We start from the raw sequence: 20,243 nt of genomic DNA, 5'->3' as shown, positions 1-20,243 counted from the left end.
TATTTATTTTTGTTTTTATTTATGCATTTTATTCTCAACTATTCCTCTCTTTTCTTAATTTTTATCTTACATTCGTCTTTTTTCTGGCAGGATTGCTTTTGGAGAGATTTGGCTTTACATGTAAGGATAAAAATTGACCACTCCTTAATAATTATTAGAATACATTATACTTTAAAAGTTTAACTATAGTTAACTAAAACCCCGTATTAGCACAAAAGTACCATTCTATGGACATATATTTGTCAATTAAAATTAACAAATATATGTAAATTTAAATTTTTAGAGAAATTTAAATATTTTTTTAGATTGACTGCTGTATGATTGACGAATAAAGTGTCAGGTGTGTCTAGGAAAGTTCTTTGTGTGTCGAAGAACTTTTTCATCCCACGCAAGCTGTCGTGAAGGTTGCGGGTATTCTTAAAGGAGAAGGAATGAAACGAGTTATTGCGCCAATGGTGGTTGGCGCGTGTTTAGTTACATCGGGTTTTGCATCGCAAGAAATGCAAGCGCAACTCGAGGAAATGAAAAAGCAAATTGCGGAATTAAGAGCAGCGCAAGAGGCGATTAATATAGACGCATTGCAGCGCCAAATCAATGAAGTCAGGGCACATTCTGCGGGCGATAACGTCAAGTTTGATGTGGATTTTCGCACCTCTTACGATATCGTAGATTATAAAATCAACGGCGGAAAAGATGTTAGCAATAATGTTTGGACTAATAAACTTATTTTAGGTATGGGCGCACAGCCGCGTGAAGACCTTGTTTTTCGTGGGGCACTAGGTGTGTACAAGGCTTTTGGACAAACTAACATGGCTGGCACAAGCATGTTTCAAGATTTTGATTGGTACGGGACACAAAAACCCAATGATGCAACCTTGCGCTTGAGGGAGGCCTATTTTCTTTATTTTGGAAAAATGGGCGAGGTTCCTTACACCGCAAGCTTTGGTCGTCGGCCTTCTGTGGATGGCTTTTTGACCAATTTGCGTGAAGACAATGCCTACCCTGCTTCGCCCATCGGCCATAATATTAACATGGAATTTGATGGTGCCAGTTTTATGTTTGATGTGGAAAAAGTGACAGGTGTTTCTGGGATGTATTTTAAACTCTGCTTGGGTCGTGGATTCTCCGAGGCAAGAGGGTCTTATTCCTCTAACGGTTCAGGATTTGCTCCAGGTTATAGTAAAGACGACATGAATCCCCATATGGATTTAGCGGGCCTAATGATGCAGTTGTATGATGATGGGCAGTATAAAGTCATGGCCAATGTCTTTAAGGCGTGGAATTTGATGGGGTTGGATTTTACTGATGGCACAGATCCTAGTAAATTTAAATTTGCAGATGTGGGGGATATGTTAGGAGGCGCCCTTTCTTTTCAGATTAGCGGCCTTTCCTATGAAAATGATTTTTTGATGGATACGACAGTATTTGCCTCTTACGCGTTTAGTCATACAGAACCAAATAAAACTGTAGTTGGTGGATTCGATCCTGCTACAGGATACTTTCAAGCACCCGTTGGTATGCTCGGTTCTCAAGACAAAAAAACAGGCCACTCTTTCTATGTGGGTGTTCAAATTCCTGGCTTTTTTGAGAAGGATAAAATCGGATTTGAATACAATCACGGTTCCAAATACTGGAGAAGCTTTACCTATGGTGAAGATACCTTGGTGGGCTCTAAGTTAGCTACGCGTGGCGATGCCTATGAGATGTACTACAACCTTCCTTTATTGGGCAATAATCTAACCGCGCAATTGCGCTATACCTACATCGATTATGACTACACGGGGAGCGATATGTTCTTTGGTCAAACAGGAACACCTATGAAAGTTTCTGAGACTCCTGGTGCTGTAGAAAAAGCTCAAAACCTTCGTCTTTCACTACGCTACCGCTATTAATAGGTTGGGGGAATATTTCCCCCAATTTTTTGGGAATCATACTTGCTTGTAAGGCGTACATGTAAAGGAGATTTCATGCGGACTTTTATCTTGGTTTTTTCACTGTTGGTGTTTTTGGGATGTTCTAAAGTGAACAAGGAAAATTACGACAGTTTGCGGGTTGGGATGAGTTATGACGCGACGGTTGCCGTGCTTGGCAAGCCTAACTCTTGTGATAGTGTTGGCGAGGCAAGCAGTTGCGTGTGGGGCAATGTTTCTAAAAACATTAAAGTGCGCTTCATTGCCGACCGTGCGGTGCTTATCAACGCGCAAGGTATCCAGTAAAACAAGTAGGAAACCCTACTTGTTTTCTTTTTTCATGGCGTCTTTTGCGCCCTTGATGGCGCCTTCTGTGATGCTTTTGGCTACTTCCCAAGCGCGTTCGCCTAAGCGTTTGGCTTCTTGAGCCTTGGGGTTTTTGCGCAAATTTTCCATGCGTTCGCTGGCCTTTTTCTCCAACTCTTCCACTTCTTTTTTAAACCCATCAAACCGTTTGGAAGCACGTTCTTTGAAATCTTTTTCAAAGTGTGAAGCATTTTCACGCATCTCTTCGATGCGGTCGCTGATGGCCTCTGCGGCTTCGTGGGTGATGCGTTGCATTTTGGCAAAGGCTGTGTCGAGCTCTTCGTTTAAAATCTCTTCAAGGATACCTTTTGAAATGCCATTGCTTTGACTCGCGCAAGAACGTAGCATGGCAATGTACTCTTCGTCGACCTTGAGCAGTTCTTTTTTGGTTTCAGAAAGTTCTCTACCAAGTAGTGCCTCGACTTCTTCGGGGGTAAATTTTAAATCGTGTTTAAACTTTTCTACCGCTTTGGCGATGCCCTCTTTGGTGCCGTGTACGCAGCCGTGTAGCAACTCTTTGGCAAAGGCTTGGTCGGTGTCGGCGATTTCCACTGAAACGCCAATGATTGCCCTAGCGACATCTAAAAAGCGCTGCTTGGTAAACTCTCCTTCGTTGATGGCTTGGTAGGAGATGGTTTTGGTAATTTCTGCGGCGGTGTCTTCGATGTCACTGCCTTTTTCGATGGTGGTAAGTAGGGCTTCTTGGGTGGTTTCTTGGAGAATACCTAACATCTCAATGCCGCGCAGCTTAGAATCATGCAAGGCGATGAAAAGCGGTGCATTGTGTTCTGCCACATCGATGGTTTCTTCGAGGGTTGCATAGGTGGAGGCAATCAGCGTTTTGATGCTGTTTTTTTGTCCTGCGATGAGTTTTTCCAGTTGCTCTTTTTCGTAGATGCGTTTAAATAGCAATTCACTCTCATCAAAACTGGCCGCCTTGATGAGGCCATCAATGCTACATGTAAAGAGTTGGGGGGTATCTAGTCCCTCTTCTTTTAACACGTGGCTATAGAGGCTAAAAAGTTCCCCAATGCGTTTTTGAATGTGAGCAGGGTCTTTGAGGCGTTGGAGTTTCTTGCGGGAAAGCTCAAAACTGAGTTCCTCGATGAGGCTAGGAAGGACGGGGTTGGTTTTGTTTTCTTTAAGAGAATTGGCAAAGATGGTTTGAACGGATTCCATGGGTGCTCCTTATAGAACGTATTTGATGGAAGGGTGGGCTTTTAGCGCGTTAAAAAGGGCTTTGCGCTCTTCGTGACTTACAACAAGAACGCGCGCGCTGTAGCTAGTGTAGGTGCCTGCTTTGGAATTGTTAGACAAGGTTAGACTGTATTCTCTGCTTTCAAGCACTTCAGTCAACGGCGTTTTAATATCCACGTGGGCGTGGACGATGACCTTGTATTCCCAGTGGCAAGGGTAGTCGATGTGGACTTCTTTTTGGGCAAGGTTAAGATCGCACGTAGTTGCCACTTTTGCCTCCACTTTTAGACTCAAGTTGGACATTGGAGATGACCATGCCTTTGTCGATGGCTTTGACCATGTCGTAGATGGTGAGAAGGCCGATACTCGTTCCCGTGAGTGCTTCCATTTCAACACCCGTTTGTCCAGTGAGTTTGGCGGTGACGCTGAGTTTGAAGCCAGGAAGTGCGGGCAGTTCTTCCACATCACAATGGATGGAGCTTAGAAGCAAGGGATGGCACATGGGGATGAGCTCAGGCGTGCGCTTGGTGCCTTGGATGGCTGCGATGATGGCTGTTTGTAAGACAGGCCCTTTTTTGGCTTTTTCATTCACTACCATAGCATACGCTTCTTGGCTCATAGTGATGGTTCCACTAGCGATAGCAACGCGCGTGGTGGGGGTTTTGTCGGAAACATCGACCATTTTGGGGTGGTCTTTTTCATCAAGATGGGTGAGTGTCATGGGTGCCTCTTGTTGCGTAGGGTTTAGAGAGATTGTACCCAAAAAGGCCTTAAGTGCCTTTTTGGGTCTTTACATGTAAGGGTTTTGGCGGTGTGTTAGGGAAAGCGCCACAAGAGGATGGATTTGTCCCAACTGCCTGAGAAGAAGAGGGTGCCTTTGGGGTGGAAGGCAAGGGAGGAAACCAAGTCTTTGTGGTGCGTGTGTTCGTGGAGAAATTGCCGTGTTGTTGTGTTCCAAAATAAGAGGTTGCCGTTAAAATCTCCCGCGACAAGGGTGGTTCCATCTGGAAAAAACCCTAGGGAAAAAAGCCAACTTTTGGCTTCGGTAAACGTGTGCAAAAGCGCGCCTGTTTTGGCATCCCAAAGGCGTACGGTTTTGTCTTCTCCCGCAGAAGCGATAGTGGTGCCCTCAGGGCTAAAAAGGGCTTTTTCAACCCTTCCTGTGTGGCCTTTGAGGGTTTGAAGCTCTTTGCCTGAGGCGATGCTCCACTGTTTTAGTGTGTGGTCGTAGCTAGCAGAAAGAAGGACGGTGCCCTCAGGGTTAAACGCAAGGGAGCGCACCCAACTTTCATGGCCGGTGAGGGTGTGGCGCGCGTGGCGCGTGGCGACATCCCACACAATGACGCTTTTGTCTTCACTGCCTGAGGCAAGGAGAGTTCCTTTGGGGTTAAAACTAAGAGAAGAGACGCTTGCGCTGTGGCCTTCAAGGGTGTGCAAAAGCGCGCCTGTTTTGGCATCCCAAAGGCGTACAGTGTTGTCTTTGCTTCCTGCGGCAATAATCTCGCCATCTGGGCTAAAAATGGCCACTTGAACGGCACCCGTGTGTCCTTTTAGCGTGTGTGTGACCTTGCCTGATTGCGCGTCTAGGAGCTTTAAAGAACCATCAAAGCTTGCGGCCAAAAGGGCGGTACCCTCAGGATTGAGAGCGATGGAAGCTAGCGCATCGGCGTGTTCGCCAAAGGAGGAAGGTTTTAGAAGGCTTGGTTCAAGGGCGAGTGAAATGCTAAAACAGACGAGGGAAAAGAGCAGGGCTTTGAGGGGCGTAAAAATAGTATTGCGCATGGGTCTCCTTTTTGGTGGAGTAATTATAAAAAAAGTAACCAAAATTGTGTGTTATATTTGCATATTACCTATCAAGTTTTGTGTGAGATTGCTCTATAATACCCCTCATGAAACATGATTTTGCAAATGGCTTTGTGGCCAATTTACCCATTGGTTTTAGTGTTGCTGTTTACGGTTCTGTGTGCGGGATGCTCAGTTCTCAAGCGGGCGTTGCCTTGCACGAAATGGTGCTGATGAATCTTTTTATTTTTGCGGGGTCTTCGCAGTTTGTATTGGTGGAAATGTGGGGCGAAACCCTTGATGTGCTGGGGATGATTGCCGCTGCTTTGATGATAAACCTGCGCTATTTTCTTATCGGTGCGTCGTTGAACCCTTTGTTTAAGTCAAGTACTTTGGGTGAAAAAATGCGCTACATGCACTTGGTAGCCGATGAAAACTGGGCGGTGACCATGGGCAGATTGCACAAAGAACCCATCACGCCTTTGTTTTTGTTTGGCGGCGGAGTGTGTTTGGTGCTGATGTGGAACGCCAGTACGGTGGCGGGGTATTTGCTTGGAGGGTTTATCGCTGAGCCTGAAAAATATGCCTTAGATTTTGCCTTCACTGCTATCTTTTTGGCCTTGGCCTTTTTGATGTTCCGCGGCAAAGAAAGCCTCCTTCCTTGGGGTGTGGCAGCGGTGGTAGCAAGCGTGGCAGAAGCGTTGATACCGGGGAAATTTTACATCGTCCTTGGCGCCCTTGCGGGAGCGCTAAGTGCTGCGTTGTGGGGGAAGAGTCATGGGTGATATGGCGGCATTGGTGGTGATTTTTACTGTTGCTGCGGGCACGTACGGCTTGCGCCTTTGCGGATTGCTGTTTTCAAACAAGCTTGCGCGTGAGGGGCGGGTAAAAGTCTTTTTAGACGTGCTTCCTGCTGCGCTTTTGATTGCCCTTGTGGTGCCTTCTCTCCTTAAAGAAGGGGTCTTGGGTGGGGTTGCAGCCGTGCTCATTGCCCTGTGCGTCTATACGACAAGAAGCGTGGTGGCCTCTTTGGTCTTGGGTGTAGCCGTGGTGGCGCTTGGGCGTGCCTTTTACATGTAAAGAGATTTGTGCATACACACGCTGTTGTCCATGCCCACATAAGGTGGAAAGTTTGCAACGAGGCCATAGCCGTGTTTTTGGTACAAGGCGATGGCCTCGGGCTGCCCCTTACCTGTTTCAAGGCGTGCATTTGTGTACCCTAGGGTACGTGCCCACGCTTCGAGTTCTTGCAAAAGAGCGGAAGAATAGCCCTTTCGGCGGTAGTTTGGTACAACAAACATGCGTTTGATTTCCACCGTAGTTGCGTCGATGGGTTTGAAACATCCGCAGGCAATACCTTCCTCCTCCACAAAGCCAACCACTGCTGTTTGAATGTGTTCGACGACATTGTGCGCGTCATAATGGGACTGCAACGTTCCATAGCACAACGCGAGCTCCGCGTCCAACGCCTTGGTGAGGGCATAAAAGGTTGGGTCTTGAGTTGAAACTTTACATGTAAGCATGCGTGCCTCTTTTGGAATTAGTGTACGAATCATAGCACCTTTTACAGGGTGTGAAGTGCCTGAAATATGCGCAATCTTATTAGGCATCTAGCGATTTGATGCAATAGATTTCTGCCATTGAGAAGCCAGTGCTCTTGCCTCTTTCTTTTCAGAAGAGCTCATGGTTGCTTCTAATTCATCCCACTGTTTTCTAATAGCCCATTTAAGGGCCATATCTCTTGATCTGCCCGTATAGTACCTTGCAAGATCGAGCCACTTGTACGCTTGCACCATGTCTTTTTCCACGCCTTGACCTTGCTGGTACAAAAGACCAAGGTTGTACATGGCGCGTATTGAGCCTTTTGAGGCGGCAAGTTCGTAGAGTTGGGCCGCTTTGGCGTGGTCTTGGTCTGTCCCCTTACCCAAATCATACAGATACCCCAGATTGTTGATGGCGTCAAAGTACCCGCCTTGCGCTGCTTTTTGATACCATGCAAATGCTTGGGTTGGGTCTTTTTCTTCTCCCATGCGTCCTTCGAGGTAGATGTTTCCCAGTTCATTTTGTGCCAAAGGGTGCTCTTGCACGGCTGATTTTTGGAGCCATTCAAAAGCTTCTGGAAAGTGCCCGTGGTTTGCGTGAAGCAGCGCAAGCTGGTATTGGGCATGTTTGTCGCCAGATTCTGCTTGTTGTTGCACGCTGCCCATGTCAAGAGCAGGGGTAGCAGGGTGTGATGCGCATGAAGTTAAAACCGTTAAAAGTATGGCTAAGAGTAGAATTTTTATGGATTTTTGCATACTCGATACCCTCCTTTTACCTCTGCTTCTTCGGTTTTTACAAAAACCTTTCTTGGTCCGGATTTTTCTATGATGACAAGTGCGCATTCATACCTTAAGCCTGCCCCGTTCCACGCCATTGCCCCTTTGGCTTCGTAGATTTTTCCTTCTTCAACATTAGGTATGACTTTGACAATAGTGCATGATGCATTTCTAATGTATGCCCAGTGGTGGATAAAGACATCTTTTTTGGCGGGAATTTTGTAGGTTACCATTTCTTGTTCTTTGGGCGCTTCTTTGGCTTCATAAATTTTTCCGCAGCCCGAGGCATCACCAATGGCGAAGTGGGTAGAAGCCCCACTAAAGCCAAATGAATATTTTGTAAAACCAACAGGGAGCACCAAGGTTGCCGTTGGTCCTTCTGTAGGGGGTGTGTAGGGCGACTTTGTTGCACAACCTGAAAATAAAATCGCCAAGCATAGCAGTAGTGTGGTTTTGAACATCTTTACCTCTTTTTTCTTTACATGTAAGACGGATTATTATGGAACAAAGGCAAGAGTAGCGCCTGTTCTAGCTCAGAAATATAACCCTCTAAGTAGCGGCTTCCGCTAAGGCGAAGCACACTGCTACTGGCAAGTTGGGTTTCAAACATGGTATCCCCCAAGCGTTTTAGGGTGTGCTCGGGGGCGGTAGTGATAACAACTCATTGGCTTTACTTATGTTCCATTGTTGTTTTATCTTTGTACATGTAAACATTTTAACAATTAAAATTCCTTTACTTTTTCCACAATATCTTTGCTTAAAGCGCCAATGGCTCCATTTTCTCGCTCGTTTTCTTTATCCATCATCATGATATGTTTTATATTTCCTGCAAAACCTGCACTATAGTTCAAGTTTGTTTTGCGTAAATGTCTTAAAACTTTTGCATCACGTATTATTTTAATATCGTAACCTAATTTTGGGGAAGCTATCGTGTCACTTCTTAATTTTGAAATAGGCATATCTTCACCCATAAAAATTCTTCTAAAATCAATAGTAATAACCAACTCATCTGTTGAATTAGCATCTAGCATATTGTTAAGTTCTAAATTTTTGATAATTTCATCATTTAATTTTCTTTCAACATCATCTTGCGATTGATATTGTTTTGTTCTAGGGATATGTTTTTGCATAAAATTTAGAGTAATTTTATCAAATTTAACTTTTCCGCTTAAAGGCGCAGAGGGTTGTGTTGCAGCGCAGCCTGTAAATATGAATGCTATCAGTACAAAGAGTACATAAACTAAATTTCGTTTTGTATTTTTCATCTTTTTCCTTTTGGATTGATTTATAATTATGGAATGAATTGAGAACAACACCTGTTCTAACCGCTTCAGTTGTTAATTCTTGGCTATTTGCTATACCGATAACACAAATAGAAATGCCTTTTAGCTCATTTTTTGGATCAGATTTTATAAATGTTGCAAACTCTTTAGAAAACCCTCCATCATTTCTAGCTGTTTTGATAGCACTAATTGCCATGGCATCAGCAGGAGGACCACGTGAAGGTACTGTAGAGATGTTCATCTCAGGTCCAGGACATTTCATCAGTGCTGTTCTGACAACGTCATTGTGTGTGAGATTTTTTTACTCGCAGCACATGCTTGAAATACCAGTGGCACAAGCGCCACTAAAAGCAATTTAATAGATTTCATATTTTTCCTTAGTTTTATTTGTCTTTACAATCCCAAATATATTTCTCTGTTCTTTTTCGCGTACAGTGTCTACCTGTTTCTCTTCCTATGCAGTCCCACGAATCTGTTTCTTTGATATAAGTGCATTTTAGACTTTTGTCTTTCGCGTTTGATTCAGTTCCCCAGTGTTTTTTTACCTTTACATGTAAAGGGTTTTATCCGCAAAATCGCACTTTTTCTTCTATAAGTTACTGAAAAGTTAAAAGTTTAGCCTTTACTCCTATGCCTTACTGTCCAAAAGCTCTTTTTGAGTGGATTTTGAATGATGCGAGGCCGCTTTTTCTTTACATGTAAAATATTTATCTCATAATTTTAGTAAAGTAGCCTTGTCCCCTCCATCTTTAAATTTGAAACCCATAAGCTTGTTGTTCTTTACAAAACTCTTTGCCAGAGATTATAATCCAACCTATAACTTTTTCAGGCTTATCATCTCTATTTGTTAAATATCCATACACACAACCTTTGGGGCTATTTCTAAAGATGTATATATATTTATCTTCACTATAAATTTCTCTTAATTTAGGATTTGCATTTGGGATTCCTGACTTTCCTATATTCCAATTATTATTATTTTCAAATATTTCATATGTTGCAGGTCCAATATAGCAACCGCTCAAAACAATACTTACTGTAGTGATAAGTATAATATTTCTCATCTATTATCCTTTGCATTATTTATAGCTTCTTGTTGTTTTTCTTTGTTTTCATTTAAGAAGTGTCTCGCATCTTGGATATATTGATAATTATCTTGCATGAATGTCCCTGCTGCAAATGAAGTAGCTGATTTTTTTACTGAACTAATCTATAACTTCGTTGTTCTTTACAAAATTCTTTGCCAGAGATTATAATCCAACCTATAACTTTTTCAGGCTTATCGTCTCTATTTGTTAAATATCCAAAATGACAGCCTTTGGGATATTGAAATTTATAAATATATTTATCTTCACTATAAACCTCTCTTATTCTATAATTTACTTTTGGAATATCTATAACTCTTACATTCCAATTTCTATGATATTCAAATATTTCATAGGTACTTGGTCCCATGCGGCAACCGCTCAAAACAATACTTACTGAAATAGAAAATAGAAAATAGGGACAGGCTACTTTTTATCATCATTCTTCTTTCTTTTTTGGTCTTCCTCGTGGGTTGAGCGTTGAGGAGAGTCCAAACTCTTGTGCTGTTTTTTCCATCCATTCTAATTCACCCAATGGACTTTGACGATTGACGCTATTACGTACTATTGTTAGTTCCTCATCTCTTAAAGGCGTGTTTACATGTAAAGCCCAATCGGTTGGCAATGCTATCAAAGATTCATCGAGTAACTGCTTCTCTTGATTCATTCGCTCCCATAAGGAGCCATACTCCCATGCTTCAGCTTCATTTACCAGCTTAGCACGCAGGGCATTGGCTTCGATGTAACGCAAGAGTGAGAGGTAATAATTATCTTTTTGAACCATAAAACTCTTATATCGCCCTTGCCAAATATGTCCCGATGTTTTATTCTTTCGATGATAATAACGCACATGCGACGTCATCACCCATTGCATCAAGCGACTCAGGCTTCCCTTGGCAAGAGGTACAAGCAAAAGATGAAAATGGTTTGGCATCAGACAATACGCATGAAGTTCAACCGCTTCACGTTTCAAGCCATCCTGAAGTAACTTTAAAAAATAAGCATAATCTCCAGCATCATCAAACACTTGCATTCGCATATTTCCACGGTTAATTACATGATAAATGCCTCCAATACTCTCACCTCTGGCAATGCGTGGCATGGATTTGTCCTTTTACATGTAAAGATTTTAGAAAAAGTTTAGCACAATACTTATTTAAAGTAGCCTGTCCCCTTTATCCGTCCCCTTTATCCCCTGTCCTTGCCTTTGCCTCTTTTACTAATCATTCTTTAATTTCATACGCTTTATTATGCAAGAGTCCTAGCTCTTTCATTTTTGCTCTATCCATATCGTGAATGTGAAGTGAATCAAAAATAGCTTTTATGTCTTGTTTAAATTGGTACTGGATATCTTTTAAGCTTTGACTTTTTAAATTTTCATCGAGACCTTTCAATGCCTGACTTCCAAAAGAATAATTATATTCATAAGTTATCCACAATAATCTTCCTTTTCCAGATACATCATAGTAGCTACAAAAAATATCATATGTTTGGGTATTTATTGTAATCTTATGGTCATAATCCTCTCGGTATTTTTCTTTTTGTGAAAATGATCTACATCTAATTCCGTCTATATAATTTACAGAGCCTTCATAGTATTTTATTCCGTATTTTTCATTGTAATATGTAGTATTTTTATTTGTTTGAATATTTTTCTCAAAAATATCACTATTTTTTTTATCTAAATATTGGAAAGAATTAAATATATCTCCCTCTGGTGATATATAATAATTGTTAATAAGTACCTTCTCTACCATTCTGCCACGGATAAATCTTGTAAGACTTAAAAAGTCTTTGTAAGAAGTAGAAAATCCTTTAAAGGGTTCCCCTAAATTGAAAGGTGCTTCTATTGACATAATTTTATTGTGACTATAGAGTCTTACATTATCAACCATCATAGTTTCTGTCCCTGGTGCATAATCTTTAGCTAAACACCCAGTAAAAGTTAATAATGTAAAAATTGCTATTAATATATGTCTCATTTTCTATACCCACATTGTACGCCTTGGTCCGCGTAATTTTCACAAACATAAGTACTATGCGGTGAATCAGAGGTAAAAAGTTTATACGCATTGAGGATATTTGCTTTTTGTATTAAGTCCGCTTGTTCGTTATTGCCACTATTCCCACCTAAAACCTCTCCTATGAAGTCATTGGGTTTGGTATAAGAACCCGAATATGTATAGCCCAAACTACCTTCAATTACTTTACGCATATCTTCTCCCTTCATTGGTGAACCAAAAGAAACAAAAGTTGGAACATTTTCATTAGCTTTATAATACCCTACAGGCTGGAATCCTGTTGTGTTTTGCACATAAACGATGCCATTATGGACAATCGCATTGGCCTGTGAGTGCATTGCAAAGTTGGAACCTTCACTGCCTCTTGCGCTTGAGACTTCATTGACAAATTGCCCTGTTTGTTTCGCGATACCTGTGGTGCCAACTCCACTCTTGTCGACAAATGATTCAAGTAAATCAGGTATAAAGCCGTAAGATGGATTATACGCTACAGTAAGCTCTACGGGGCTATCTGTTCCAGACTGCCCTGTTTGTTGCAGCCCATTTTTAATGGCTTCGCCAATAGAATTCATCATGCCGTTGATGGCGTTTTGATACGTTGCGCTTTGGGATGTAATTTCTACAGGCACTCTTGAAACGTATATATCCTTACCCTCAAAAAATGCTTTATCTTCCGCACTTAAAGATTTGTAGTAGCTGCTGTCTTCCATTTTTATATAGTCTTTTTGATTGAACTTCTCCGATGACTGATTAATAACTTGCAATGCCATATGTGCTGAATCCTCCGTTCCGGTTAAAATAGGAATTTGGGCCAAAACACCCCCACGATTTTCATTAGATGGAATGAGTCCTAGGGAGAGATATTTGGTCAACGTATTCCACACTTCTCCTGTCACAGCCTCAACGGGATTATCGCTATTTGCATTGGGGAGTGTCCCAGCTATTATATTCATATTTTTATTCATCTCCTCATACTCTTGCTTTATCTGCGCTCTTCCCTCCTCACTCAACAGCCTATGGTCCAGCGTAGCGCTCACCGAAGTCCCCACACTTCCTCCATAAAGTTCTTTACTCACCTTGCTGGTATCACGGTTAAGCCTTTCAAGCTCATCGGAGTTCTCTGTATCTTTTACATGTAAGGTTCCTTCACCCACGGTTGCTAGAGTTTTAGAACTGGAGTAACCCATCTCATTGGAGAGGGAGAGGGTAGAGGAGTTTACTTTTCCTGTGGTTTCTTCCACATTGGTTTGGGTATTTTTCCCTGTGGTATAGCCTATATTGGTTCCTACACTGTAACTGTTACTTGAGCTATACTGAGAGTTGGTAGAGTTTGCAAAGGTTAAAGTACCTGTACTTAGGTTTAGCTTTCCATTATCCTCAAACTCACCTTGTTCATTGCTCCCTCCTGCGGCAATCAGTGCGCCTTTAACATGGGTGTTGTTTTCAACATCAATGGTGACATTCTCTCCTGTAAGCGAAGTTAGAACGGTTTGTTTGCTTTGACTTGTTCCCGTACTTGCTCCGTAGCTGGCTCCTGTACTGCCTAAGCCATCGCCTACTCTTGCACCTACGGTATTGTTGAGTGCATTTTGTTGTGCACGCGAACCACTGGTGTACTCTTTATCACTTCCCAAAGAGGCACTCAGACTGACGTTAAACCCTTTAGAATTGGAAGAGCTACTATCTCTCACAGATTCAACACTTAAGTCTCCTCCGACTTTAAGGTCTAGGGACTCTTGCGCATGAACCGTGGCTCCTTTAAAGGAGGCATCATTGGTGGTTTCTATGGTGATGTTTTGGGCAAGAAGTTCTGCATTGGTGTGGGTGGTGCTCTCACTGCTTTGATGTCCCTGCCCATACCCCAAGGAAGCGCCCAGTCCACTGCCGCCTCCGTACATGGTCATGGAAAGAGACGCACTGAGGTCTTTACTCTCTTGGTTGGAAGTAGTGGTGTCGGCGGAGGCGCTTACATGTAAGTTGTGGGTGGTGATGTCTAGGTTCTCTTTGGCCACCAAGGCTGAACCGCTTAGGGTAGTGTCGTGGTGCGCCCCTGTGACGATGGAGATGTTTTGTGCAAAGAAGGTGGAGGCAAGGGAGTGGGTGATGCCTGCTTTTTCCAAGAGGCTTTCCCCTTTAAGGTCTAGGGCCAAACCTATGGAAAAGCCCCATGTCCCAGAACTTGCAACCGCTGTAGCAACCTGAGCGGCAATAGCCACCGTTTTACTAGCAAGGTCGGCCGAGGCAGCAGCGATGGCAGCAACATAGTACTTTTCATTATCCTTGATGTGGTCGATAAGCTCTCTTAAATCTTCAATGTCTTCGTAGTCAATCCCTGCCTCTTTAGCTCTGTAGCGCACGGTTAGGTCACCCAGTATGGCTTCTAGTTTACCCACTTCGTTTTTGTAATGGCTGTACTCATCCTTCACTTTTTTAAGTTGTTCGGCTGACTCGGCAGCGGCTTTAACCGCTGAACCAATCTCTACGTATTCGTTTTGTACGGTGAGGCTGATGGTCGCACTGGCATGTTTTTCTTGGCTGTCCTTGCTAAAGACGTCGATGGATTCTGTGATGGCGATGTCGCCTTCTTGGGTGGTAAGGCGGATGTCTTCTTGGGCAGCAAGGGTGGAGCCTTGGACGTGAATGTTTTCTTGGGCGTCAAGAACGATGTCACCTTGACCACTTTTAAGAGAAGCACTTTTGTGGGTAAGTCCTTGGGTATTGAGAACCTCTTTGTCGTAAGTGGCTTCGGCAAGGGTGATTTTAAGCTTCGTATCTTCTCCGGGAAGTTTAGGGTTTAGTGCTTGTGCTACCTCTGCAATGCTTGCAAGGCGTAGCTCTTTTTTCTCGAAATGGCTAGACGTTTGGGCTGTTTCTTGGGCGGCAAGGATTTCAATGTCACCTTTGGATGCAGTGATATGCAAGGCATCGTGTGCCTCCAAAGAAGAACCCAGTATCTTGGTGTTGCCACTTTCAATGTAAAGTCCACCACCGCTTTTAAGGGAAGAGGCCTTGGCACTTGTGGCGGCTTGTTGGTCGTGTTGCAGTTCCATGGCATACACGGGCCCTGTGTCTGCTAAGCCTAAGGTGGCAAGGGAGGCGATGAGATTGCCGAGGTTAAAACTGCTTTTCTTGCTCCATTGTTCGTGCTTGGAAAATTCTTGCGCGGCCGCAATGAGCACTTCGTTGGCGGCGTGAAGTTGGAGGTCAGAAGCCGCATCGAGGTTGGAGCCAATGACCCTGATGTCCTTGCCTGATTTTAAGATGATGTTTAGTGCTTCGGTGCGAAGGTGTGCTTCTTGGGCATTGAGGGCATCCACTCTGTTCATGGAGGCACTTTGCTTGAGCCCTCCCCATGAAGACTTTTTCACCGAGTGCAGTTCGCCTTCTTTGTACTGTTTGGCAAGAACAGTGATGTCCTCTTTGGCGTCCACAATGATGTTTTCTTTAGCAACAAGATTGGCTGCTTCGAGGATGACGTCTCCGTCGCTAGAGTGGATGAGGATGTTGTTGGCATCAAGGGTGCTTTGGACTACGGTTTCTTTGTAGAGGGTGTCTTGTTGTGTTTTTTTACCAAGAAATCCACTGGAAGATTGTATTTTTGTATCTTGGTAGCTAAGATCATTGGAGGCCAAGATGTTCACGCTCTCTTTAGCTTGTAAAACAATAGTATCACTCGCATTCATGTTGGATGCCACCACATTGATGTGATTGGCATTAATGGCGATGTTTCTACCATCAACTGTCGAAGTAGCATGCGTGATAGACTCGCCTTTGTTGTAGCCTTTGCTCAGGCGAAAGTCATAATTCTCTTTAGTTTCCAATGCTTCTATTTCTACAGTACCGTCAATAGCGGAGAGTAGTATGTCTCCCACGGCTTTTACATGAGTGTTGGCAAGTGTAATGCCCTCATTTGCTTCCATCAATACATCGCCACCAGAAATAAACTGCGCCGCTTTGCCTTTTTGCGTGAGGGTTTGGGTGCCCTGGGTATACGTGTAAGTTTTATCTTGGGTGAGAGCGGAGCTAAGGATGGTGTCGGCACGAAGATGCATGTCACCCCCAGCGTAAACAGTTCCGCTTAGGTTTTCAAGGACTCCGCCAGATGCAAGGGTCATGTCGCCCTCTGAGGTGATGGTGCCGTTGCGATGAGAGAGACTAGCACCTGTAGCAATGCTTAGGGTTCCTTCTGAGGCAATAAGCCCATCGTTTAAAAGGGTGTCTTGGATGACAAGGTCTATCTCTCCTGCGGCTATTCTCGCGCCATCGCTACTGATGTTAGTACTCGCTAGGTACACCTCAGGCACAAGCACACGGTGTCCCTCCACCTCACGCTCTACCATCCACACGATGTTTTTCCCCAGTTGGGCCACTTGCTCCTTAGACAAAGAGATGCCCACTTGCAAATCTAGGGAAGTTTGCAGAGAAAGGGCATTGTCCATGAGGGCTTGAAACTGCTCTAGCTCAGAAGCATAGCCCTCTAAGTAGCGGCTTCCGCTAAGGCGAAGTACACTACTGCTGACAAGCTGAGTTTCAAGCATGGCATCCCCTAAGCGTTTTAGGGTGTGCTCAGGACGGTAGTCAAGTTTGCTGAGCATATAATCAGAACTAATAAACGTATTGTAGTTGGTAAAAAGTGGGTTAGCCTCGATGAGATAGGGGTGGTTGCTTGCTTGGTTTACTAGGAAAAGGCCGTATTTTCCCTTGGGGAGAGTAATGTTGTCGATGATGGTGTCGCTGCTTGTTGTGGGGGTTACGGATTGTGTTTGCGCAAGCGCATTGTGGGTGTTGGTTTGATAGAGCCCTTCATCGTTTGTAATGATTTTGTATTCAATGTTTTCATTTAGCGCAAGTGCTACGTTGACTTCATCCCGTAAGGTATTGCTAGCGTGTTCAAGTTCTTGATTTAGTGTGGTTATGTCAAGGCTTGTGAGCGTTTGGAGGTTTTGCAAAAAGAGATTTTTCAACTCTTCATTTAAATCTAACAAGTTTTGCTTGTTTTCTTCCAGGTTTTCCACTGTTGTTAGGCTATCGCTCAGCGTCTCGTAGCTGGCGATGTGTTTATGTGCATGGGTTATATTTTCCTTAAGGAGGCTAATGGCGCTTTCAAGCTCACCAGTATCTTGAAGGATATTAAACTGTTTGATAGTCTCAAGTGTGTCTTCCAAGGAGGTTAGGGTTGTTTGATTTTCTGTGATGGTGGTTTGGAGGTTTTGTTTTAGCGTTGTTAAGTCATCTTTAAAATGCGTTAAATCCTCTTGGGTTAGGACTTGTGATAGCAGTGTTTCCTCAACAGTTAGACTATTGAGCAGGGTTTCATCGCTTGCTTGAAGGCTTAACGTGAGCGTTTGTAGGGAAAATACACCATCTTCAATGCTCTCTATCGCAGTTAGTTTGCTGAGTATTTGTTGGTCACTCAAAGAACCAGTGAGTTGGTCACTGATGTTATTGAGGGTAATGACATTGCCTGTGATGCTATGTTTTGCCTGAATGCCATAGTTGGCTAAAGGGTGTTTGCTAGTTTTTGTGGTAGTAAATGTTCCTCTGTATGCTGCTCTGTGCTTGTGGTTAAAGCATGTTCCTGATGGGCCAGAAGAAGAGCAGTATTTTTCGTTTCTGTATTGGGCTGTTTTGGTAGTGGTTGTGCTTACTACTACTTTCCCAATATTGTTTACTTGAGCGGCATTTAAGTGTATGTTTTTATCTGATGCAATTAGTGAATACGCGTTGTTAAGGGTGTCAACATCAAGCAAAATATCACCAGAAGCGAGGATAAGGGCAGGGTCGGTTGGGGTGTCTATAACCTGTTCATACGTTGTGGTGGTGATGATATCATAGTCGTTGGAGCCTCCCTTTGAAACGGTTTTTGTATGGGTGGAGGAAGTGTTTTTGAATGTCGGTGCAGGTGCTGTGTTGTTGAGGGTTTTAGCCGTAATGGCAATATCTTTTTCTGATTGGATGAGTCCGCGGTTGGCAACGGTGTTGATTTTGTCCTTATCGCTGTTTGAGGCTATGGTTAGACTCCCATCACCATAGATAACGCCTTCTTCTTGGTTGGTGAGTGTGTCTGCTATGAGGAGGTCTATGGCGTTATTGCTACGGATCACTCCCGCGTTGTCGAGGTTTTTGGAAGCTAGGGCTAAGTCGTTTTTGGCATAAAATGCACCCGTGTTTTCAATAGTATTAGCGGCAATTTCCAAATCATAGCCGCCCACAAGTCCTTCATTATTGATGTGATTTGAAGCATACAGTGTATTTTTCCCGGTCCCCTCAAGGGTGATGAGCTCGCCCTTATTGTGGATGTCTTTTGCTTTTAAGACCATAGTGCTAGAAGCTTCGATAACATTATTTTCTTCAACCAAAAGTTTTTTTGCTGTATCAATCGAAATATTTTGGGCGCTCATGTCTCCTTTGAGGGTAATATCCGCGCTATGGGAGTTAAGCGTTGCTGCGGTGCCTGCAATGATTTTAGAAGCAACAATGTCGCCATCTGCACTTAATTCAAGGGTATTTTGCGCTAAGACTTCAGGTGGAAGGTGAACACCGATGCCTTTATCGGTACTTTTTAGTGTAATAACATTGGCGTAAATACCGCCAAGAAGGGTTGAGTCTATGGCAATGCCAGCGTCGCTTGTCTGTCTAGGAGTATGGGCGCCCTCAAGTGTGATGCTATTTTCTCCTGCGATGACATTAAGCGCATCCGCGTACAGCTTGGCGTTGAACTCTAGTGCCTTGGCGTAGAGATTGACCTTGGCGATGTTGTGCGCGTTAAAACCGTCCCCGTCGATAGCAATCATGCCACGCTCCACATCAAAACCGTGAAGCACGCCCCCGTGCATCACGGGTGTGCCGGTGGTTAGGGTTGCATTGGGGGTGTTGATAAAACCTCCCCCATTGATGCTAATACCATTTGGATTAGCGACGATAACATCCGCTGCTTGTCCTGCAACTTCAGTGTAGCCTCGCAATAATGTTTTGCTTGTGCCTGTCACTTCATTGAGAATAAGGCTCGCGGCATTGCCTGTAAGTTTCGGATTATAAGAGATGTAGCCTGCGAGCTGTGTGTTGGCAATGTTTTTAGCATTGTTAAGAACGAGGCCTTGCTGTTCGACGTTAAATTTGGAAAATTTATTGTGGGAGAGGCCCTGTGCGTTTGGGGCGACGATATTAACAACAGGGACGCCATTGGGCGCTTCTATGAGCCCAGCTTGATTTGCACTCGGTGCGGCTGTGTCTACGGCAAGGTTTGCACTATGGAGTGTTTGGGTGGAGATAAGGAAAAAACTGGTGCAAAGAGAAATAAACTGAGCGGTGTTCATGGGTGTCCTTTTTTGGCGTAAGCTTTACATGTAACGATAATATCTGTGACTTCGTGATGGCAATTGTGAAAAAATGCATCAAAGGGCAGCGGTTGGCGGGGGGATATTCTTTCTTGAACGCATTGGGAGAACGTGGTGGCATCTTCATCGTTTGCCAAGTCAAGGGGATGGCATTTGGCGTGGTTAAAGTAGGGCGAATTGTCTATCATCGCCCCTTGCGTGTTGAAATAATCAAGGTATTGGGTTGCGTACAGCCCGCCACACTGGTTGGCAGTGCATAAATAAGCATGATAATAAACATCCAAGGTGGCATTGCAGCGGTAGACATCGTGTGGGGCGAGGGCAGTGAGTTGTTTAAGGTTTTCAATGATGTCGTCCCCTTTTATTTTAGAAAGCCAGACTTGCTCAAAAGGGTCGTAAACCCCTTGTGAGAAAAACAAAAGATTGGCATCCTCGTCCCAAAGGCCTCCTGCGTAGGCAAAATCAACCTTCAAGGAAGGCAGGGTGTCTTTGGCGATAAGGCCATCATCGTTGTAGTCTATGATTTTTATGATTTGCTGATCTTTATCCATGACGATTCTTAGGCTTCGCATGGGGTTGAAGATAAAGCGATAGGTTTTGTCTTTGACTGTCATACTGCGAGGAAGTGTCGCCTGCGCATCGGCATAGGCGTATTGACGCAAAACATTTCCATCGGCATCAAGAACCGCAAGAAGTTGCCCTTCGCCAGCCCAAAGATAGCGTTCTTTAAGCACACCATTTACCTTTTTTGCCAGTTTTAATCCTTGGGCATCAAGGAGATACTCAACGGTATGCGAGGGTGTGAAAATGTGCTGCAAGTGGTTTGTTTTGGTGAAGCTATAGGATTTGTCTTTTGTGACAACATGAAGGGCTGTTCTGTCTTGGTTAAAATAAAGGAATGCCAAAGCTAAAAATACGACAACAAGCCATAAGGTTTTTTTCAT

At 43.7% G+C, this 20,243-nt stretch carries 20 protein-coding genes; 5 read left to right on the top strand and 15 right to left on the bottom strand.

From position 1 onward, the window contains the following. The first annotated feature begins 431 nt into the window (after positions 1-431). Both AC5SLM_RS09085 and AC5SLM_RS09080 read left to right on the top strand, forming a co-directional pair. Positions 432-1,892 (top strand): DUF3373 family protein, encoded by a 1,461-nt coding sequence (locus tag AC5SLM_RS09085; protein ID WP_495250631.1) that lies wholly within the window; start codon positions 432-434, stop codon positions 1,890-1,892. A gap of 75 nt (positions 1,893-1,967) precedes the next feature. Then, a complete protein-coding gene (locus AC5SLM_RS09080; protein ID WP_495250630.1) occupies positions 1,968-2,216 on the top strand; it encodes a DUF3862 domain-containing protein in 249 nt (82 codons plus the stop codon). A gap of 15 nt (positions 2,217-2,231) precedes the next feature. Here AC5SLM_RS09080 and AC5SLM_RS09075 read toward each other — a convergent pair whose 3' ends face one another. The 4 genes from AC5SLM_RS09075 to AC5SLM_RS09060 form a co-directional block, all read right to left on the bottom strand. Next, positions 2,232-3,455 carry a DUF6781 family protein gene (locus tag AC5SLM_RS09075; protein ID WP_495250629.1) on the bottom strand — a complete coding sequence of 408 codons (1,224 nt, stop codon included), beginning with the start codon at positions 3,453-3,455 and terminating at the stop codon, positions 2,232-2,234. A 9-nt stretch (positions 3,456-3,464) separates the two neighbouring features. Beyond that, positions 3,465-3,743 (bottom strand): HP0495 family protein, encoded by a 279-nt coding sequence (locus tag AC5SLM_RS09070; RefSeq protein ID WP_495250628.1) that lies wholly within the window; start codon positions 3,741-3,743, stop codon positions 3,465-3,467. Beyond that, the gene (moaC, locus tag AC5SLM_RS09065; RefSeq protein WP_495250627.1) at positions 3,721-4,194 is read right to left on the bottom strand and encodes a cyclic pyranopterin monophosphate synthase MoaC; all 474 of its coding nucleotides are present in this window, start codon (positions 4,192-4,194) and stop codon (positions 3,721-3,723) included. The genes AC5SLM_RS09070 and moaC overlap by 23 nt, the downstream gene beginning before the upstream one ends. A gap of 95 nt (positions 4,195-4,289) precedes the next feature. Then, positions 4,290-5,255, bottom strand: coding sequence for a WD40 repeat domain-containing protein (locus AC5SLM_RS09060; protein ID WP_495250626.1), 966 nt, complete (start codon positions 5,253-5,255; stop codon positions 4,290-4,292). Positions 5,256-5,362: 107 nt separating this feature from the next. Between AC5SLM_RS09060 and AC5SLM_RS09055 the strand changes: the two genes are divergently transcribed. Next, positions 5,363-6,040, top strand: coding sequence for an AzlC family ABC transporter permease (locus AC5SLM_RS09055; RefSeq protein WP_495250625.1), 678 nt, complete (start codon positions 5,363-5,365; stop codon positions 6,038-6,040). Next, on the top strand, positions 6,033-6,335 hold the full coding sequence (locus AC5SLM_RS09050; RefSeq protein WP_495250624.1) for an AzlD domain-containing protein: 303 nt from the start codon (positions 6,033-6,035) through the stop codon (positions 6,333-6,335). The genes AC5SLM_RS09055 and AC5SLM_RS09050 overlap by 8 nt, the downstream gene beginning before the upstream one ends. Here AC5SLM_RS09050 and AC5SLM_RS09045 read toward each other — a convergent pair. The 5 genes from AC5SLM_RS09045 to AC5SLM_RS09025 all read right to left on the bottom strand — a co-directional run bounded on the left by AC5SLM_RS09045 (position 6,326) and on the right by AC5SLM_RS09025 (position 8,838). Beyond that, positions 6,326-6,811 carry a GNAT family N-acetyltransferase gene (locus tag AC5SLM_RS09045; protein ID WP_495250623.1) on the bottom strand — a complete coding sequence of 162 codons (486 nt, stop codon included), beginning with the start codon at positions 6,809-6,811 and terminating at the stop codon, positions 6,326-6,328. The two genes, AC5SLM_RS09050 and AC5SLM_RS09045, sit on opposite strands and share 10 nt — an antisense overlap. 54 nt (positions 6,812-6,865) lie before the next feature. Then, a complete protein-coding gene (locus tag AC5SLM_RS09040; RefSeq protein ID WP_495250622.1) occupies positions 6,866-7,552 on the bottom strand; it encodes a tetratricopeptide repeat protein in 687 nt (228 codons plus the stop codon). Next, a complete protein-coding gene (locus AC5SLM_RS09035) occupies positions 7,537-8,034 on the bottom strand; it encodes a hypothetical protein (RefSeq protein ID WP_495250621.1) in 498 nt (165 codons plus the stop codon). The genes AC5SLM_RS09040 and AC5SLM_RS09035 overlap by 16 nt, the downstream gene beginning before the upstream one ends. A 17-nt stretch (positions 8,035-8,051) precedes the next feature. Further along, a complete protein-coding gene (locus tag AC5SLM_RS09030; RefSeq protein ID WP_495250620.1) occupies positions 8,052-8,183 on the bottom strand; it encodes a hypothetical protein in 132 nt (43 codons plus the stop codon). A gap of 112 nt (positions 8,184-8,295) precedes the next feature. After that, complete coding sequence (locus AC5SLM_RS09025) at positions 8,296-8,838, bottom strand: hypothetical protein (RefSeq protein ID WP_495250619.1); 543 nt, start codon at positions 8,836-8,838, stop codon at positions 8,296-8,298. A 38-nt stretch (positions 8,839-8,876) separates the two neighbouring features. On the opposite strand from AC5SLM_RS09025, the gene AC5SLM_RS09020 reads away from it, so the two are divergent. Beyond that, complete coding sequence (locus tag AC5SLM_RS09020) at positions 8,877-9,215, top strand: hypothetical protein (protein ID WP_495250618.1); 339 nt, start codon at positions 8,877-8,879, stop codon at positions 9,213-9,215. A 390-nt stretch (positions 9,216-9,605) separates the two neighbouring features. Here the strand turns inward: AC5SLM_RS09020 and AC5SLM_RS09015 are convergent, their stop codons facing one another. From AC5SLM_RS09015 to AC5SLM_RS08990, 6 genes are all read right to left on the bottom strand, one after another. Next, positions 9,606-9,920, bottom strand: a complete 315-nt coding sequence (locus AC5SLM_RS09015; protein ID WP_495250617.1) for a hypothetical protein — start codon at positions 9,918-9,920, stop codon at positions 9,606-9,608. 133 nt (positions 9,921-10,053) lie between these two features. Then, positions 10,054-10,311 carry a hypothetical protein gene (locus tag AC5SLM_RS09010; RefSeq protein WP_495250616.1) on the bottom strand — a complete coding sequence of 86 codons (258 nt, stop codon included), beginning with the start codon at positions 10,309-10,311 and terminating at the stop codon, positions 10,054-10,056. A 69-nt stretch (positions 10,312-10,380) separates the two neighbouring features. Next, positions 10,381-11,043: a transposase gene (locus tag AC5SLM_RS09005; protein WP_495250615.1), complete on the bottom strand. Its 663-nt coding sequence runs from the start codon at positions 11,041-11,043 to the stop codon at positions 10,381-10,383. 121 nt (positions 11,044-11,164) lie between these two features. Next, positions 11,165-11,923, bottom strand: a complete 759-nt coding sequence (locus AC5SLM_RS09000) for a hypothetical protein (protein WP_495250614.1) — start codon at positions 11,921-11,923, stop codon at positions 11,165-11,167. Then, a complete protein-coding gene (locus AC5SLM_RS08995) occupies positions 11,920-19,278 on the bottom strand; it encodes a two-partner secretion domain-containing protein (RefSeq protein ID WP_495250613.1) in 7,359 nt (2,452 codons plus the stop codon). The genes AC5SLM_RS09000 and AC5SLM_RS08995 overlap by 4 nt, the downstream gene beginning before the upstream one ends. Next, positions 19,275-20,243, bottom strand: a complete 969-nt coding sequence (locus AC5SLM_RS08990; RefSeq protein WP_495250612.1) for a hypothetical protein — start codon at positions 20,241-20,243, stop codon at positions 19,275-19,277. Before AC5SLM_RS08990 ends, AC5SLM_RS08995 begins: the two co-directional genes overlap by 4 nt.

The organism is Sulfurospirillum sp. HTRB-L1 (assembly GCF_059415125.1).
The sequence above is the reverse complement of the archived record's forward strand: the minus strand, read 5'-3'. Positions and strand labels throughout refer to the sequence as shown.

What these genes read in the sequence shown, in the direction of transcription:
- AC5SLM_RS09085 (WP_495250631.1), top strand. Translation starts at nt 432, where the DNA reads ATGAAACGAGTTATTGCGCCAATGGTGGTTGGCGCGTGTTTAGTTACA.
- AC5SLM_RS09080 (WP_495250630.1), top strand. Translation starts at nt 1,968, where the DNA reads ATGCGGACTTTTATCTTGGTTTTTTCACTGTTGGTGTTTTTGGGATGT.
- AC5SLM_RS09075 (WP_495250629.1), bottom strand. Translation starts at nt 3,455, where the DNA reads ATGGAATCCGTTCAAACCATCTTTGCCAATTCTCTTAAAGAAAACAAA.
- moaC (WP_495250627.1), bottom strand. Translation starts at nt 4,194, where the DNA reads ATGACACTCACCCATCTTGATGAAAAAGACCACCCCAAAATGGTCGAT.
- AC5SLM_RS09060 (WP_495250626.1), bottom strand. Translation starts at nt 5,255, where the DNA reads ATGCGCAATACTATTTTTACGCCCCTCAAAGCCCTGCTCTTTTCCCTC.
- AC5SLM_RS09055 (WP_495250625.1), top strand. Translation starts at nt 5,363, where the DNA reads ATGAAACATGATTTTGCAAATGGCTTTGTGGCCAATTTACCCATTGGT.
- AC5SLM_RS09050 (WP_495250624.1), top strand. Translation starts at nt 6,033, where the DNA reads ATGGGTGATATGGCGGCATTGGTGGTGATTTTTACTGTTGCTGCGGGC.
- AC5SLM_RS09045 (WP_495250623.1), bottom strand. Translation starts at nt 6,811, where the DNA reads ATGATTCGTACACTAATTCCAAAAGAGGCACGCATGCTTACATGTAAA.
- AC5SLM_RS09040 (WP_495250622.1), bottom strand. Translation starts at nt 7,552, where the DNA reads ATGCAAAAATCCATAAAAATTCTACTCTTAGCCATACTTTTAACGGTT.
- AC5SLM_RS09035 (WP_495250621.1), bottom strand. Translation starts at nt 8,034, where the DNA reads ATGTTCAAAACCACACTACTGCTATGCTTGGCGATTTTATTTTCAGGT.
- AC5SLM_RS09030 (WP_495250620.1), bottom strand. Translation starts at nt 8,183, where the DNA reads ATGTTTGAAACCCAACTTGCCAGTAGCAGTGTGCTTCGCCTTAGCGGA.
- AC5SLM_RS09025 (WP_495250619.1), bottom strand. Translation starts at nt 8,838, where the DNA reads ATGAAAAATACAAAACGAAATTTAGTTTATGTACTCTTTGTACTGATA.
- AC5SLM_RS09015 (WP_495250617.1), bottom strand. Translation starts at nt 9,920, where the DNA reads ATGAGAAATATTATACTTATCACTACAGTAAGTATTGTTTTGAGCGGT.
- AC5SLM_RS09010 (WP_495250616.1), bottom strand. Translation starts at nt 10,311, where the DNA reads ATGGGACCAAGTACCTATGAAATATTTGAATATCATAGAAATTGGAAT.
- AC5SLM_RS09005 (WP_495250615.1), bottom strand. Translation starts at nt 11,043, where the DNA reads ATGCCACGCATTGCCAGAGGTGAGAGTATTGGAGGCATTTATCATGTA.
- AC5SLM_RS09000 (WP_495250614.1), bottom strand. Translation starts at nt 11,923, where the DNA reads ATGAGACATATATTAATAGCAATTTTTACATTATTAACTTTTACTGGG.
- AC5SLM_RS08995 (WP_495250613.1), bottom strand. Translation starts at nt 19,278, where the DNA reads ATGAACACCGCTCAGTTTATTTCTCTTTGCACCAGTTTTTTCCTTATC.
- AC5SLM_RS08990 (WP_495250612.1), bottom strand. Translation starts at nt 20,243, where the DNA reads ATGAAAAAAACCTTATGGCTTGTTGTCGTATTTTTAGCTTTGGCATTC.